At 50.6% G+C, this 14917-nt stretch carries 13 protein-coding genes; 6 read left to right on the top strand and 7 right to left on the bottom strand.

Annotation, left to right across the window (positions count from 1 at the left end; translation table 11 throughout):
- Window positions 1-2 precede the first annotated feature (2 nt).
- The gene (locus DPO_RS06355; protein WP_006964931.1) at window positions 3-257 is read left to right on the top strand and encodes a hypothetical protein; all 255 of its coding nucleotides are present in this window, start codon (window positions 3-5) and stop codon (window positions 255-257) included.
- A gap of 139 nt (window positions 258-396) precedes the next feature.
- Complete coding sequence (locus DPO_RS06350; protein ID WP_006964930.1) at window positions 397-1416, top strand: sigma-54 interaction domain-containing protein; 1020 nt, start codon at window positions 397-399, stop codon at window positions 1414-1416.
- Between the two features lie 82 nt (window positions 1417-1498).
- Here DPO_RS06350 and DPO_RS06345 read toward each other — a convergent pair whose 3' ends face one another.
- The 3 genes from DPO_RS06345 to DPO_RS06335 form a co-directional block, all read right to left on the bottom strand.
- Entirely contained in the window at window positions 1499-3310 is a 1812-nt protein-coding gene (locus DPO_RS06345) for an acyl-CoA dehydrogenase (RefSeq protein WP_006964929.1), read from the bottom strand.
- A gap of 18 nt (window positions 3311-3328) precedes the next feature.
- Window positions 3329-3955: a TetR/AcrR family transcriptional regulator gene (locus DPO_RS06340; RefSeq protein WP_006964928.1), complete on the bottom strand. Its 627-nt coding sequence runs from the start codon at window positions 3953-3955 to the stop codon at window positions 3329-3331.
- 67 nt (window positions 3956-4022) lie between these two features.
- Window positions 4023-4670: an NAD-binding protein gene (locus DPO_RS06335; RefSeq protein ID WP_006964927.1), complete on the bottom strand. Its 648-nt coding sequence runs from the start codon at window positions 4668-4670 to the stop codon at window positions 4023-4025.
- Window positions 4671-4796: 126 nt separating this feature from the next.
- Here DPO_RS06335 and DPO_RS06330 point away from each other — a divergent pair, with 126 nt between their 5' ends.
- Genes DPO_RS06330 through DPO_RS06315 form a run of 4 tightly spaced genes read left to right on the top strand, consistent with a single transcriptional unit; the run spans window position 4797 to window position 11925 of the window.
- On the top strand, window positions 4797-5999 hold the full coding sequence (locus DPO_RS06330) for an ABC transporter substrate-binding protein (protein WP_006964926.1): 1203 nt from the start codon (window positions 4797-4799) through the stop codon (window positions 5997-5999).
- Window positions 5996-7882, top strand: a complete 1887-nt coding sequence (locus DPO_RS06325; RefSeq protein ID WP_006964925.1) for an ATP-binding protein — start codon at window positions 5996-5998, stop codon at window positions 7880-7882. The genes DPO_RS06330 and DPO_RS06325 overlap by 4 nt, the downstream gene beginning before the upstream one ends.
- A complete protein-coding gene (locus DPO_RS06320) occupies window positions 7879-8577 on the top strand; it encodes a response regulator (protein WP_006964924.1) in 699 nt (232 codons plus the stop codon). The genes DPO_RS06325 and DPO_RS06320 overlap by 4 nt, the downstream gene beginning before the upstream one ends.
- A gap of 9 nt (window positions 8578-8586) precedes the next feature.
- Window positions 8587-11925, top strand: coding sequence for a BTAD domain-containing putative transcriptional regulator (locus DPO_RS06315; protein WP_006964923.1), 3339 nt, complete (start codon window positions 8587-8589; stop codon window positions 11923-11925).
- 170 nt (window positions 11926-12095) lie between these two features.
- On the opposite strand, the gene DPO_RS06310 is transcribed toward DPO_RS06315, so the two are convergent.
- The 4 genes from DPO_RS06310 to DPO_RS06295 are packed head-to-tail and all read right to left on the bottom strand — an operon-like array spanning window position 12096 to window position 14917.
- Window positions 12096-12758 (bottom strand): response regulator, encoded by a 663-nt coding sequence (locus DPO_RS06310; protein ID WP_006964922.1) that lies wholly within the window; start codon window positions 12756-12758, stop codon window positions 12096-12098.
- Window positions 12759-12807: 49 nt separating this feature from the next.
- The gene (locus DPO_RS06305; protein WP_006964921.1) at window positions 12808-13419 is read right to left on the bottom strand and encodes a redoxin domain-containing protein; all 612 of its coding nucleotides are present in this window, start codon (window positions 13417-13419) and stop codon (window positions 12808-12810) included.
- Between the two features lie 53 nt (window positions 13420-13472).
- Window positions 13473-14039, bottom strand: coding sequence for a peroxiredoxin family protein (locus tag DPO_RS06300; protein WP_006964920.1), 567 nt, complete (start codon window positions 14037-14039; stop codon window positions 13473-13475).
- Entirely contained in the window at window positions 14036-14917 is an 882-nt protein-coding gene (locus DPO_RS06295; RefSeq protein ID WP_006964919.1) for a formate dehydrogenase accessory protein FdhE, read from the bottom strand. Before DPO_RS06295 ends, DPO_RS06300 begins: the two co-directional genes overlap by 4 nt.

The raw sequence follows: 14917 nt of genomic DNA, 5'->3' as shown, positions 1-14917 counted from the left end.
GCATGGCACATCAACTCACATCCATCACAGGAATTGTCATCCCTGCATCCTGGGATACCAGCGGTGCAATTCTGGGTTCCGCCATCGTGACATTTGACGAAGATATTGTCACGGTGGCGGATACCCGGGCCGGCAGGTTATTGCTACAGCATCTGCGAAAAACCGTGACCGTCAGAGGAACGTTGACCACGGGCACGGGTTCCAAAACCATTGAAGTTCTGGATTTTCATCTTTCCAACCCAGGTGACGCCGCCTGATCCCCAGATGCACACCTGAAAGTCCCGGCAATCAATAATTGACAGAACCGGTTGGGGCTGTTAATACTTTTATCCGGATTGAATGCGGTTTCATGCCTGTGAAACCGATATTTCAGAGCGTTGCTTACAAGGAATCCCCATGAAAGAGATACTGGTGTTGAGTCGCCGGCCCGAGGACGTGGATCTCGTTTCCCAAAACCTGCACATGAAAAAAGTGTATGAGAATATCCGGTCCGTGGCACCCACCATTGCCACGGTGCTGCTGCTCGGCGATACGGGCACGGGCAAAGGCATGACGGCCCGGTTGATTCACTGGTACAGCCAGCGGTTTGACAAGCCGTTTGTGGAAGTCCATTGCGGGGCCATTCCCGACACGTTGATCGAAAGCGAGCTGTTCGGGCATGAAAAAGGCGCGTTTACCGGTGCGGACCGCAAAAAACCCGGGAAATTCGAACTGGCCGCGGGCGGGACTGTTTTTCTGGATGAAATCGGCACCATCACCCCGTCCGCCCAAATTAAACTGCTGCAGGTGCTCCAGGATGGTATTTACAGCCGCGTGGGCGGTGACACGCTCCTGAAAGCAGATGTCCGGATCATTGCCGCCACCAATGCGGATATCGCCCATCTGGTGCAGACCGGTCAGTTCAGAAAAGATCTGTATTACCGCTTGAATGTGTTTCCCGTTACTATTCCGGCACTTCGGGACCGGCTGGAGGATCTGCCCGGTCTGATCGAGGTGTTTTTAAAAAAACTGAACATCAAATACGGCAAAAAAATTACCGGAATCCATCCCATGGTGATGGACCGGTTCCAGCGGTATGACTGGCCCGGTAACATCCGGGAGCTGGAAAATCTTCTGGAACGGGCCTGTATCCTGGAGCAGACAGACCTGCTCCTGCCCCAGAGTTTTCCGCTGGAGACCATGCCGGATGGGGATGACTCTGATCCTGGCAGCGACACGGGCACCCCATTGTCCAAAGCCCGGCAGTCTGCCATAGACCGGTTTGAACAGGCGTATCTGACCACCCTTTTAGGGCAGACCCGGGGCCGGATCGATCAGGCGGCGGCAGCGGCCGGCGTCACCCCCCGGCAGCTCAACCGGCTTTTGAAGCGCCACCGGTTGAATAAAAACATGTTCAAGCCGGCCAGAGACACGTGATGTCCTTAAAAACGCCATTGTGCCGTTTATAAAGACATCCCGTGTCTGATTGTCGGACTTATCTTGGGTTTCAGCAAAAAAATTATGCGGGAAATGCGTCCTCCGGCATCTCCATGATGGCCGGAATATTGCCTTTCAACGCATCCATTTTTCCTAACGTCGCCGGCAGAACCCACTGGATAAAATATTTGGCCGTGGTCACCTGTCCCTGATAAAATGCGGCATCCTTTTTTTTGGCGGACCCGATTTTGGGCTGGGCTGTGACAGCCCGCCACAGTTCCAGCCAGGCCATGACCACATCCCCTGTGACATCCAGAAACGGATGGGCCACGGCAAAAGCATCCAGCACCTTTTCGGACATGGCGGTCATGCCCATGTGCATGGCGGTTTCTCCCAGCTTGTTCACAGCTGTTTCCACCCGCACGGCCATGTCTGCCAGTTCGGGAATTTCCTTGGCCGCGGCAATGGTCTGATTCATCCGGGTCAGCAGGTCCATGAACGGCTTGCCTTTTTTCAGGCCCAGTTTTCTGCCCAGAAGATCCATGGCCTGGATCCCGTTGGTGCCTTCATAAATGGAAGTGATTTTGCAGTCCCGAAGCAGCTGTTCCTGGGGATATTCGCTGATGAACCCGTACCCGCCAAATACCTGGACGCCCTGGGTACACACCTCAAATGCCCGGTCCGTGATATAGCCTTTCACCACGGGAATCAGCAGTTCGATCAGCCCCTGCCAGGTGTCTTTGTCGGTGTCATCGGTGGACGTGAGCACCTTGTCAAAACACAGGGCCGCAAAATACATCAGGCTCCGCATGCCGTCCACATACGCTTTCATGTGCAGCAGCTGGCGTTTGACATCCGGATGATTGATGATGGCTACAGGTTTGGGGTCTTTGTCAAAAATTTTGGTCAGGTCCGTGCCCTGGATTCTTTCTTTTGCATAATTGACGGCATTGACATAGGACGCACTGGCAAAACCGAATCCCTGGAGCCCGACACCCAATCGGGCCTCATTCATCATCACGAACATCGCTTTCATGCCTTTGTTCTCTGCACCCAGCAGCTCGCCGATACAATTGCCTTTGGAGCCGAAGGCCAGGGACGCGGTGGCATTGCCGTGAATCCCCATTTTTTCTTCCAGCCCGGTGCAGGTCACGTCATTGGGCTCACTAATGGTGCCGTCGTCATTGACACGGTATTTGGGGACCAGAAACAGTGAAATTCCCTTGGTACCGGCCGGGGCCCCTTCAATGCGGGCCAGCACGGGATGAATGATATTTTCGGTGAGATCCTGATCACCGCCGGAGATGAAAATCTTGCTGCCCGTGATGGAAAAGGTCCCGTCTTCATTGCGTTTGGCGATGGTGGTCAGGTTGCCCACGTCCGACCCGGCTTCAGGTTCAGTCAAACACATGGTGCCGGCCCATTTCCCGGTATACAGATTTTCCAGATATTTTTTCTTCTGGTCTTCGGTGCCGAACTCTTCTACCAGTTTGCCGGCCCCGTGGGTCAGACCCGGGTACATGAGAAAGGCGCAGTTGGCCCCGGTGAACAATTCGCCGGCAGCCATGGACAGAATCCGGGGCATACCCTGGCCGCCGAATTCCGGATCATCACACATGGCCACCCATTCCCCTTCACAAAACAATTTATACGCCCGGTGAAAGGATGACGGAATCGTGACTTTGCCGTTTTCCAGGGTACAGCCGGTCTCATCACCTTCCTTGCTGACGGGCAAAAGTTCCTTGACCGCCAGATTCCGGGCCTCGGTCAATACCATGTCCATGGTTTTTTTGTTGAATTCTTTGAACCGGTCATGGGATGCCAGATCTGCGGCGTTGAGCATCTCATGAAGGACAAACTCCTGATCTCTTCGGTCTGCAATGGATTGTGCCATGGGATATGATCTCCTTGTCTATATATTTATTTTTTTAAAGCCGGTTGTAACCATTTCAAAAATCATGGACAGGCGCCGGTCTGACTGGGTTGGGTCCTCTTCCCGAAACAGGCCGGACCAGGCTGCGGAATGCACGATATCGGCAAACAGTTCCGCCATGTCCCGGGCCGGATACGTTTTGAACGCCTTTTCCCGGATCCCCTGGTCAAACAGGTTTTCAAACAGCTGCACCATGCGCTCATGAAGATGATTCACCCGTTCGTTGAGCCGGGGCATGCCCACGCTGTCAATATTGCTTCGTTCAAAAATATAAATTTTCACCACATCCTGATTGTCTCTATAAAACCGGGCCTGGGCTTTGAGGGCCGCCAGAAGCCGATCTGTCACGCTCACGTCCTGTTTATGGGCGATGTCATACAAGATCCGCCCCAGTTCATGGACCCGTTCGATGACCAGGTCATGGTACATCTCTTTTTTTCCGGGAAAATATTTATAGATGGTGCCCAGCGGATACTGGGCTGCTTTGGAAATCTGGGCCATGGTGGTGTTGTGAAACCCGCCTTCGGCAAACATGGCCAGGGCTGCCGCCAGAATTTCCCGGCGCTTTCTTTGATCATCTCTTTGTTTTCGGGTCAAGGCAGCCATGATTAAACTCATTGTTTCATTTTTAGAATGATCATTCTATAAACGGAACAAAAATTTTTGTCAATATTTATTTGACAACGCCGCCGGAAATCACCCCGTGACACCGGCAGGCTGTGGCCACCAGGCAGTGGCCGGTGTGACCGGAAATCCGGTCCATAAGCCCATACAGGTCGGCCGGTTTATATCCCCCCACCCCCGGCCCGAGCTGCCTGCTCTGGATCACGAACGGCAACATATTCGGAAAATTCAGTTCAGCAATCAGCCGGAACATATCTTTTTTTCTGGGTTGGCCGGTGACCGTGCACTTATCATCGGGTTCACAGCAGTTGGGAGGGCACAAAAAATCCGCATGACTCACATAAACCTGGTTGTCTGTTCCCCGCATGGGATGAGGCACACAATTATTGATGTCATCCGGGAGTGGATGGGTTTGCAGACGATCGATTCCCAGGGTGAGACGGCACCATTCCCAGGCCAGATGAACCGGCACGGCCGGCACCACCCAGTCCGGTCCCCGGGTCCGGGTCATTTCTTTGAACAGAAAATCAATACCATCCCCAGCCACGGTGGTGCATCCCAGTGAACCGGCTTTTTCAAGGCTTTGTCTGTCCTGGTCCACCAGGATCACATCCATCCTTCGGCTTTTGTCTTTGCGCAGAAACCGGGCCGCCCTGAGCCCGAACCTGCCGCTGCCGATGATCCATACTTGAGCCATGCTCTGGTTATCCTATGATTGTTCAATCATTGTCAAGGTCTGAAAATTCCCCTTAAGGACATAAAAAATTCTGTTATTGTTTTTTAAAAAGAATCGGGCTACATATTTATCCAAGGAGGATACAGGATGACAAGTAACATGATCAGGTACTGTATCGCCCATTGTCTGACAGGGATTTTTCTGCTGTTCTGTGTCTCCTGCGGCATGCCGCCTGAGACAGAATCGGTCCAGGGCAGCAGAAACGGTATTTCCGACAATGAGATTGTAATCGGCTCTTCTCTGGCATTAGGGGGTCATGCAGGCTATCTGGGCACCCAGATGATTCAAGGCGCCTTGTCTTATCTGTCTGATATCAACCAGCAGGGAGGCGTGCATGGCAGACACATACGGCTGGTTGCCATGGATGACGGGTATAATCCCGCTCAGTGCCTTTACAACACCCAGCAGCTGATCCTTGAAGAAAAGGTCTTTGCGCTGTTCTGTTATGTGGGGACCCCCACCACGGTCCGCATCATTCCTCTGATCAACGAAGCCGGGATTCCCCTGGTAGGCATGTTCACCGGTGCCCAGCGGCTGCGCCAGCCGCCCAATCCGTTTCTAATCAATATCCGGGCCTCCTATTACCAGGAAACCCAGGCCGCCGTGGACCTGATCGTAAAACAGAAAGGGCTGACCCGGGTCGCTGTTTTCTATCAGTATGATGAATATGGACTCGACGGGCTCAGGGGAACCGAGATCGCCCTGAAACAATACGATCTGGTACCGGTGGCCAAAGGCTCCTATATCCGGGGGACCCTGGATGTGGAAGCCGGACTGGCGCAGATTATTCAATCCAATGCCCAGGCCGTGGTCATGATCGGGACCTATGACAGCTGTGCCAGATTCATCCAGCGGGCCCGCCGGCAGCATTTTACACCTTTGTTTCACAATGTTTCTTTTGTGGGATCCAAAGAACTTGCCCGGCGGCTGGGTCCGGATGGCGAAGGGGTGATCGTCACTCAAGTGGTACCGCCGCCATCCATAGATCCTTCCAAAGAAGATCTGCCGGGTGTCCAGGAATATATCCGGTTATTGAATCAGTATTATCCGGACACCCGGCCCAGCTTTGTGGGACTGGAAGGGTATATTAACGCGAAAATTCTGGTGGAGGGGCTGGAACGGGCCGGACGGAATCTCACCCGGCCGTCTTTTATTCAGGCCATTAAATCTGTGAACGATTTTGACCTTGGCATTAAAAATCGTCTGAGCTTCGGCCCCAAAGACAACCAGGGCCTGGATCAGGTTTATTTTACCGTCATCAGAAACGAAAACCTGGTATTGCTGCCATGACACTGTTTTCCCACCTGACCTTGAAAAACAAAATTTTCATCTCCTGTCTGGGCGTCACCCTGCTGGTCAGCATCATCATCGCCCTGTTCACCAGAGCGCTGCTGATTTCAAGCCTGACCCGGGAATTGAAAAATCGAGGCATCGGCATTGCACAAAGCATTGCAGACAGTGCCCGGGGATTCATTCTCACTGAGAACCGGGCCGAACTGACCAGTCTGGCCTATGATGCCCGATACGGCAACCGGAGGGATCTGGTCAAATATCTGATCATCTCGGACAACAGCGGAAACATTCTGGCCCATACCTTTACCACGGGATTTGTGGGCCCGGTCAAAACCATTGTCAAACAGCAGCCGGCAAGCGAGGTGGGGATCAAAAACCTGGAGATGGGACCTCACTGGGTCTTTCACATCACCGTGCCGGTCACGGAAGGCATCTATACCATTGGATCCATTCAGATGGGTCTGGACAAACAGCATATCGACAATCTGATTGCCCAGTTACGATGGATATTTTTAAGTTTTTTGTCCATGGTCACCCTGATTTTCTTTTTTCTTTCTCACCGGCTGGCCCTGTTCATCACCCGGCCCATTGCTTCACTGATCCGGTATACGGATCTGCTGACCCGGGGCGACTTTGATGTCATTGACAGTAAAAACTTTCAAGCGTTGAAACAGGGCATCAAAACCCGGAACGATGAAATTTCAAAACTGACGGATTCGTTTATCAAAATGACGTCCCGGCTGAGAGATTCCACCCGCAGCCTGAAAGATTCCCAGAAAAAATACCGGTCGCTTTTCAAAAGCGGCCCCAACCCCATCTTTGTGGTGGGCAAAACCGGTTTTGATATTTTGGATGCCAATCCCAATGCCACGGAACTGTTTGAATATACGCGTCAGGAACTGATGGAAATGACCCTGTTTGATCTGGGTGAGCTGGATATGGCATCTGTGGAAGGCGAAACGTTTGATCTTGAAACCGGGGCAAACCGTTCCAAGGTCAAATTTTTCAAAAAAACCGGGGCCCCTGTGTTTGTAAACATCCATACCAGCCCGGCAGCGTATGGAAAAGAGGATGTGATCATCGTCGGCACCACAGATATCACCGAACTGGTGGAAAAAGATTCTCAACTCATTCAGGCCAGCAAAATGGCCAATCTGGAAAAAATGTCCGCCGGCATTGCCCATGAAATCAACCAGCCGCTCAATGCCATTAAAATGGGCAGCGAATACCTGTGTCTGATGCATGAAAGAAAACAGGCCGTCCAACCGGAAGACCTGACCATGGTCCTCACCGAGATCAGCGACCAGGTCACCCGGGCCGCCGATATTGTCAGCCGGCTGAAAAATTTTTCACGAAAAGTGGATTTTTCCAGGGAACGGGTCAACGTCAACACCTGTATTCTTTCCGTGCACAAGATCATCGGGCGCCAGATCACCCTTCAGAATATTGATCTGGTCCTGAAACTGGATAAAACCATTGCGCCCATCCTGGCTCACAACAACCGGCTGGAACAGGTGTTGTTCAACCTGATCACCAATGCCCGGGATGCCATCAATGAACGAATTGAGACCCTGAACATCACAAATCCGGGGAAAATTGTCATTCAAACCTTTTCCATGAACCATCAGGTCGGCATCGATATTGAAGATAACGGCGCCGGTATTGAGCCGGATATTACGGAGTCCATATTTGAAACTTTTTATACGACCAAACCCATGGGGGAAGGACTCGGGCTCGGCCTGCCCATTATCAAAGGGATTGTCAAAGACTATAACGGCAGCATTTCCTTATCCAGCCGGCCCGGAAAAGGAACGGTTTTCAGCATCCTTTTCCCTGAACACAAAGGTCCCCACTATTCAAAGGAGTTGAATACACCATGATCAAAGTGCTTGTGATCGATGATGAAAAACCCACCCTGTCCATGTTCCGGCTTTTTCTGGCAGCCTATGGCTATGACGTGTTTACGGCCCAAAGCGGTTTGGAAGGGCTTGAGCTTTTCAAGGCGCACAGGCCGGACATTGTGTTCACAGACATTAAAATGCCGGGCATGGACGGGTTGACCGTGTTGCGTAAAATCAAAGCGCTGGGCACCTCTTCCCAGATTATCGTGATCACCGGCCATGGGGATCTGGAAAAAGCCATGGAAGCCCTGGACCTGGATGCCTCGGATTTCATCAACAAGCCCGTGGATCGTCAGGCACTGGATGCGGCCCTCAGCCGGGCAGAAAAAAGACGTCAGCTGCCTGTGAGCATGCCTTTCAACATCTCCAGAAAAGGTACCGACCCGGATCTGATTTTTATCCTGTCCGGCCGATTCACCAGCCGGAATCTGGACCAGCTGTCCGGGCAGATCACTCAGATTGGAATCAACAACCAGACAGTGACTCTGGAAATCGATGACAATTTTTCCATTAACCGTTCCGGCATTTCCGGTCTGATCCGGGCCATTGAGCAGATGCGCAAACAAAACACCCACGTGGTGTTAAACAATGTATCCTGCAATTTTTCCCGTCTTTTTAAAATGGTTGGCATGGACAAGCTGGCAGATATTCATGAAGCACGGGCGGGAGACTGACCCTTTCCCATGACTCGACCGATAAACCTTCCTTATATGTCTGATACGATCCGACGCAGCCGGTTGTATCAACTTCTGGACAGCCAGTTTCATAAACCTGATTTTCTGATCACGGGCCAGGCGGCTCAAGGAAAGACCACCCTTGTCGCCTCGTATCTGGCTGAAAAAAATATCCCTGTGATCTGGATTCATTTGACCGATGATGACAATGACGATGAAAAACTGTTTGACCGCGTTGTCGACGCGTTCTGCAGGATGAATACCCACGCCGGAAATCAAGATCCCATGCGTATCCGCAGCACCATTCTGGGTACCGGTCACGGTGCCTTACGTCATATCAAGGCACTGACCGCCCTTTTCAACCGGTTATCCGCTCCCACGGCATTGGTACTGGATGATCTGGAACAGCTCCATGACACCAGCCCGGGATTTGATCTGGTTTTTCGCATACTGACCATTGCCAATGATTTTTTGAAACGATTTATCCTGTCCCGGGCCATTCCGGAATGCAACACCGCTGCGCTGAAAATGTCCCGGCAGATCTGCATCATTGAAAATCAGGACCTGACCTTTACTCTGGAGGAAACAAGGCAGCTGTTTTCCAGCCGGCCGGAGCTGAACCTGTCCCAGATAACCCGCCTCCACGAAATGACCAACGGCTGGATCGGCGGACTCACCCTGGTCAAAGAATCGCTCAATCAGACAACCCTTTTTTTAGAGGACATTCCCCGGCATTTGTCTGAAGAAACATTTACCTATTTTTCCCAGGAAATTTACAACCGCCTGCCTGATGACATCAAACAGTTTCTGATGATCACTGCCGTGCCGGAGACCATAGACACGGCCACCGCACAAATTTTGTTTGACCCTCAGACCGCTCTGTCGATACTGAACCGGCTTACGAGGCGGAACCTGTTTATCCAGCGGATCCATGACAGCCGTGAAAAATATGAATTCCGGTACCATCGCCTGTTCAGAAATTTTCTGTCCCGGCAGATGGCCCGGACCTGTTCCCATGAACAGATTCAAAAAATTTACCGCAACGTGGCCCGAGCATTGTGGGAGAACCGGCGCCATGAGGCGGCCCTCAAATGCTGTGACCTGGCCGGAGACACGGACCAGATGGCCCGGATCATTCGCATCAAAGGACCGGACTACCTGATCCGGGAAAACCTGTCCAGCCTTGAAAAATGGATCAGCCGGCTGCCCGGAAAACAAGTGGCGACAGACCCCTGGCTGACGTTTTTTTCCATCATTCCTCACCGGATCAAAGGCGGGCGGAAAAACATTGACCGATTTGAAACTGCATTTTCTCTGTTCAGGCAAACCGACGATCTTCGAGGCATGCTGTTGTCCTCCGGATTTTTAATCGAGGCAGCTGTATTTGTCAGAAAATCCTCTGCTGCCATTGAAAACTGGATTCAAAAAGGAGAGTCCCTTTTAACCGGTACCGGCAAAACAGAACAGTTTCCATGGGCCAGGGGGTTGCTGCTGCAAAAAATCGGGCTGGGATATATTGCCGGATCCGGCAACTTCATCAAAGGCATTTCCGCGTGTAAAACCGCCCGGCTTCTGGCCCGTCAGATCAATGAACCCGGGCTGATGTTTAACATTTCCATCACCCTGGCCTTAGGATATGTCCGGGCCGGTGATTTTGACAATGCCCGGAAACTGCTGGCCCGGATCCTTCAGATGGACCGGAAACGACAAAGTCCGGAATACCGGGTCTTAAAACACATTGTGGACATCGATCTGTTTTTGAAAAACCAGCAGTTTGACCAGGCGGAATCTTTGCTGGACCGGTGTGAAGAAGAGATTGACACATTTGGACTCATTTTTCTGTATCCGGTTCTGGTGGAAGAAAAAGCCTTGCTCTTTGCCTGTTCCGGCCGGTTTGCAGATGCCGCACACATGGCAGACCATTTGACCGATTTTTCCATTCTTGAGGGCAACACTTTTTACCAGGGCATTTCCTGCCGAATTCATGCGCTGACCTGTTTTCTGACCAACGATTTCTCCGGTGCCTTAGGTCATGTCAATGCATCGCTTCACGCGTTTGACCCGGCAAAAAAAGGGGATATCCACTATTTTCTGACCCGCCAGCTGGCAGGGATCATCCGTTTGTCCGGGGAGCAATATGATCAGGCTTTGGATCATTTGCTTCCGGCAGCGGATTATTTTGAAAAAACAGGGTCCGGGCTGAGCTTATGTGAAACATTGATTGCCGCGGGCATCTGCTTCTGGGGGCTTTCCCGGAAAAAAGAAGCCATTCCTTTTTTTGAAAAAGGATTTTTAAAATCCGAAAAAGAAGGATACCGGTGTCTGCCGCTCATCAAAGGACCGATGCTGATCACTGCGCTCATGGCCTTGATGGAAACAGACCATTTTCCACGCTGTTTTCCGGAAATAGACCACATCAAATCCATGGTGAACGCCCTGGACACGGCAGGCCTTGACCAGGCTTTGGCAGAAAGAATCCGGACTGCCGGAAAAAAGGAACGAACAGACCTGGCGGCCCGGCTATCCCCGGTTTACAAACGGATTTTGCCCCGGCTGCATATCCGGACATTCGGCTGTTTTGTGATTCGGATCGGCACCCGGATGATCGATACCAGAGAATTTGAAGGCACCAAACCGCTGATGCTGCTCAAATCGCTGGTCCGTCATGGTGGCACAGATGTGCCCAAAGAGATCCTGATCCATGGTCTATGGCCGGAGGCATCATCTGAATCCGGAGAGAAAAACTTCAAGATCACCCTGCACCGCTTGAGAAAAGTCCTGGAAAAAGATATCGAGAAACGCTTTGGATGCAGTTATATTTTTCAAAAAGCATCCCGGATATCCTTTGATATGGAACTAGTATCCATTGATGCCACAAAATTCATGACCATGGGAAAGGCAGCCGACCGCCTGGCCGACAAAGACCGGCTTGAACAGGCCCTAGAAATATATGAAAAGGCCATTGATATTTATCAAGGTGATTTTTTTGCGGAAGAGCCTTACCTGGACTGGGTGGAGCGGCAAAGGATCCTGTATCGATCCAGATACCTGAAAATGATGTCCGCCAAAGCCTTAATCCATGAAAACCTGGACCAGACCGATCTGGCGATTGACACCTGGCAGGCGGTTTTAAACATCGATCCCTGCATGGAACGTGCGTGCCGGAATTTGATGATCCTGTATGCAGACACCGGCAGGATCAAAAAAGCCCTGAATCTGTATGTGTCATTCACAGCCATGCTTGAAAAGGAGTTGGATGCCAAACCTGATTTCCGAACCGTTGAACTCTTTGACAGCATCCAAAACCAGAAAAAAGATCAAGGGCCAGGAGGTCACCAAGGCCCTTGATCTGGAAAGGAACTTAAAAAACGAACTCATTGGAGGTGCCCGTAAAACAAGCATGACATCGTTTTTTATTCCGTGATCAATAAATAGAATAGATTCAGTTGGGCAGTCAATACGTACTAATACGTAATTTCACAAAAAATATCAAAAATGCAACACTTGATGATACCCATTTAATCCTGAAAAGCGATGCCTTGGCGGAGAGCGAATTTGGTCAGCAGTGCAATATTTCGAATGTCCAGTTTAGTCATCAAATTCTGTCTGTGGGTTTCCACGGTTCTGACACTGATTTCCAAAACATCGGCGATCTCACTGTTGGTAAGTCCGTCAGCAATGAGTTTTAATATCTGGGTTTCTCGCCTGGACAAGGGCAAAAAAGTGGTTTTATCAACCTTGTCATCACCGTTAGCCCCCATTTCCGCGACGATCTCCATCACTTCATCACACACCCAGGTTTTTCCTGAAAACACGTCATGGATGGCATGGGTCAATTCTTTGGCAGAACAGGTTTTTGTCAAAAAACCACAGGCACCGGCCGCCATCATTCGCATGACATGAATTTTATCATTATGCATGGTCAGACCGATGACTTTAATATTGGAATTGATTTTTAGAATCTGGCGGGTCACCTCAATACCGTTGAAATCCGGCAAATTGATATCCATGATCACGATATCAGGAAAATATTTTGTCGCAAAACGAATCGCATCACGCCCGTTCCCCGCTTCGTAAATTGGTGAAATCTTGTCATCTTTTTTGAGGTTAGATTTCAATCCATCTCTTATGATACGGTGGTCATCAACAATGAGTACTGAAATATTGCTGCCCCTATACATATACAGCCCTCTTTCTCAAGGCCTCTAAACAGGCTATTTCCATCATCTGTTATTCAGACAAGCTCTTGGAATGAATCTGTTCCAGGGCCTTGATGATCATCCCGAGTTCCGGCCTGACATTGATATCTTCCACATGGGTGAATTGGACCACGCCGGCTTTGTCAATAATGATGATGGCCCGGTCTGCCGTGCCGTCACTGCGAAGAACCCCATATACGTCACTGATTTTACCATGGGGCCAGAAATCGGAAACCACGTCAAACCACAGATCCCCCATCTGCCGTGTCCAGGCATACAGCGTGGGAATATTGTCCACACTGATACCGATGACACAGGTATCATATTGATCAAACAGCGGTTTGGCCAGGTTGTATCCCGGCCATTGATCTGAACAGACCGGGGTCCATGCCGCGGGAATAAAAGTGAGCATCACCATTTTTTTCCCCTGAAAATCGGACAGCCGGACCTGTTTGCCGGATATCGCCGGCAAAGAGAAATCCGGGGCCATCTGCCCCGGAACCACACGAAGCTCGCTGTCTATCGGCTTGGGTTGCTCCGGATATGAATACAAGGTCTTGAATGCAGACGATGATGCCCACAAAGGACTGATACCAAACAGAATCAACAGGCACAGAATTAATAGTATTTTTACAGCCGCCATGAAACATCTCCCTGAAAATACGGTCATTGGCATGACAAATACGATATGGTATTCTAAAAATCAAGCCCGGACGAATCGATCAACCGGTTGACGAACGCTTCCGGATCTCCCACTTCCCCGGATCGGGCATAAAACACAGTATACCCTTTCGGCGTATCCGGAGTGATGGTCAATCCGATAAAATGCGGGGTGCCCACCTCCTTGAGCTGTTTATGAATAACAAAGTCTTCATCGGCAAAAAGCGGAAACGGGACCTGGTACGTCTTTTTATAAAAATCCACTTCAAATGCGGAATTCCCGGTCCCGATGCCGATAAAACGGATTCGTTGGCTTATCTTTGGATCGGCGGCCACCTGTTCATACATCCCGTTGACTTTGGATGCTTCCCGCTGGCAGATGGGACAATACATGGAAAAAATCTGAAGAATCACAATATCGGCCTTGATCTGATCCAATGTGAATGTCCGGTTGTGGTTCAACCCCAGATATGCCCGATGATCTGCACTCACCGGGGCCGGCAGACTGAATGACAGGTCAGGCACCTTGACATTTTCAGCCAGCACCGGCAGGCTCATCATTAAACTGACCATCACTACCAGGTAAATACAAGGATGTTTCATGACACGTGCGCCTCCTTGTTCGGAATGCCGTCTGACAGACCGGTGTACCCGGCTTCCTTTGCTTTGATATCCAGGTGCAGGGTGGCAACCAGTTCTATTTTTGGAACAAACGGGCGGTCCAGATGACGGGTATCCACCCCCTTGATATATTTCCGGCACGCGTCACATACATCCACCCGGTATTCCTTTTCTTCGGGACTGAAAAAATACGGGTGCAGCTCCGGATCTTTACTGTCACAAAACAGGCATCCCATCCGGTCCACTTGCCAGCTGTGACTGCAAAAACTGCATTTCAGATGCCGTTTCCCATTGTCATCCAGAAAAAACAGGTCCGGGAGATTGCCGCATATCGGACAATATCCTTTTGCATGAGACGGGTTTTCCAGATAACCGCTCAATTGTTCAGCACAGACCTCAACCCCAGGCGCCATACTTAGATATGAGAACATGATCAAATGCTCGAGACTGATGCCGATGGTTTCTGATACAGAGGACAGCCTCTCGCCATCGCTGTTGAGCAATGCATCAAAAACCTGTCCAGGATCGATCCGCAAATCCGTGATGGCCGCCTGCAAAGCAACCGCTGCCTGGGACAATGCATTGTGCTGATTCTGAGCGATGTCACACAGGGTGGTCATCAGTTGAACCGCTGCGTTTTGATCAATCACAAAGTCATTGGGATTGATTAAAGGCTTGTCATGACGTATTTTTTTTTCCACCAGGGATGGATACATGGAAATGGGGTCCATGAGAATCTGTTGTCGGTTTTCTTCCTGGGCCTGGAAGACCTGGACATAAAAATTCAAAATGTCCGTATACGCCGGCCTTTTTTTCAGTATCTGATTTCTGCAGTTTTCCATAGGGATATCTGGTGCCAT

The organism is Desulfotignum phosphitoxidans DSM 13687, assembly GCF_000350545.1.
Classification (GTDB): Bacteria; Desulfobacterota; Desulfobacteria; order Desulfobacterales; family Desulfobacteraceae; genus Desulfotignum; species Desulfotignum phosphitoxidans.
This window is presented reverse-complemented; position numbering and strand designations above follow the sequence as displayed.

Coding starts and splice junctions, on each gene's coding strand:
- DPO_RS06355 (WP_006964931.1), top strand. CDS start 3: ATGGCACATCAACTCACATCCATCACAGGAATTGTCATCCCTGCATCC.
- DPO_RS06330 (WP_006964926.1), top strand. CDS start 4,797: ATGACAAGTAACATGATCAGGTACTGTATCGCCCATTGTCTGACAGGG.
- DPO_RS06305 (WP_006964921.1), bottom strand. CDS start 13,419: ATGGCGGCTGTAAAAATACTATTAATTCTGTGCCTGTTGATTCTGTTT.
- DPO_RS06295 (WP_006964919.1), bottom strand. CDS start 14,917: ATGGCACCAGATATCCCTATGGAAAACTGCAGAAATCAGATACTGAAA.
- DPO_RS06325 (WP_006964925.1), top strand. CDS start 5,996: ATGACACTGTTTTCCCACCTGACCTTGAAAAACAAAATTTTCATCTCC.
- DPO_RS06345 (WP_006964929.1), bottom strand. CDS start 3,310: ATGGCACAATCCATTGCAGACCGAAGAGATCAGGAGTTTGTCCTTCAT.
- DPO_RS06335 (WP_006964927.1), bottom strand. CDS start 4,670: ATGGCTCAAGTATGGATCATCGGCAGCGGCAGGTTCGGGCTCAGGGCG.
- DPO_RS06320 (WP_006964924.1), top strand. CDS start 7,879: ATGATCAAAGTGCTTGTGATCGATGATGAAAAACCCACCCTGTCCATG.
- DPO_RS06310 (WP_006964922.1), bottom strand. CDS start 12,758: ATGTATAGGGGCAGCAATATTTCAGTACTCATTGTTGATGACCACCGT.
- DPO_RS06300 (WP_006964920.1), bottom strand. CDS start 14,039: ATGAAACATCCTTGTATTTACCTGGTAGTGATGGTCAGTTTAATGATG.
- DPO_RS06340 (WP_006964928.1), bottom strand. CDS start 3,955: ATGGCTGCCTTGACCCGAAAACAAAGAGATGATCAAAGAAAGCGCCGG.
- DPO_RS06350 (WP_006964930.1), top strand. CDS start 397: ATGAAAGAGATACTGGTGTTGAGTCGCCGGCCCGAGGACGTGGATCTC.
- DPO_RS06315 (WP_006964923.1), top strand. CDS start 8,587: ATGACTCGACCGATAAACCTTCCTTATATGTCTGATACGATCCGACGC.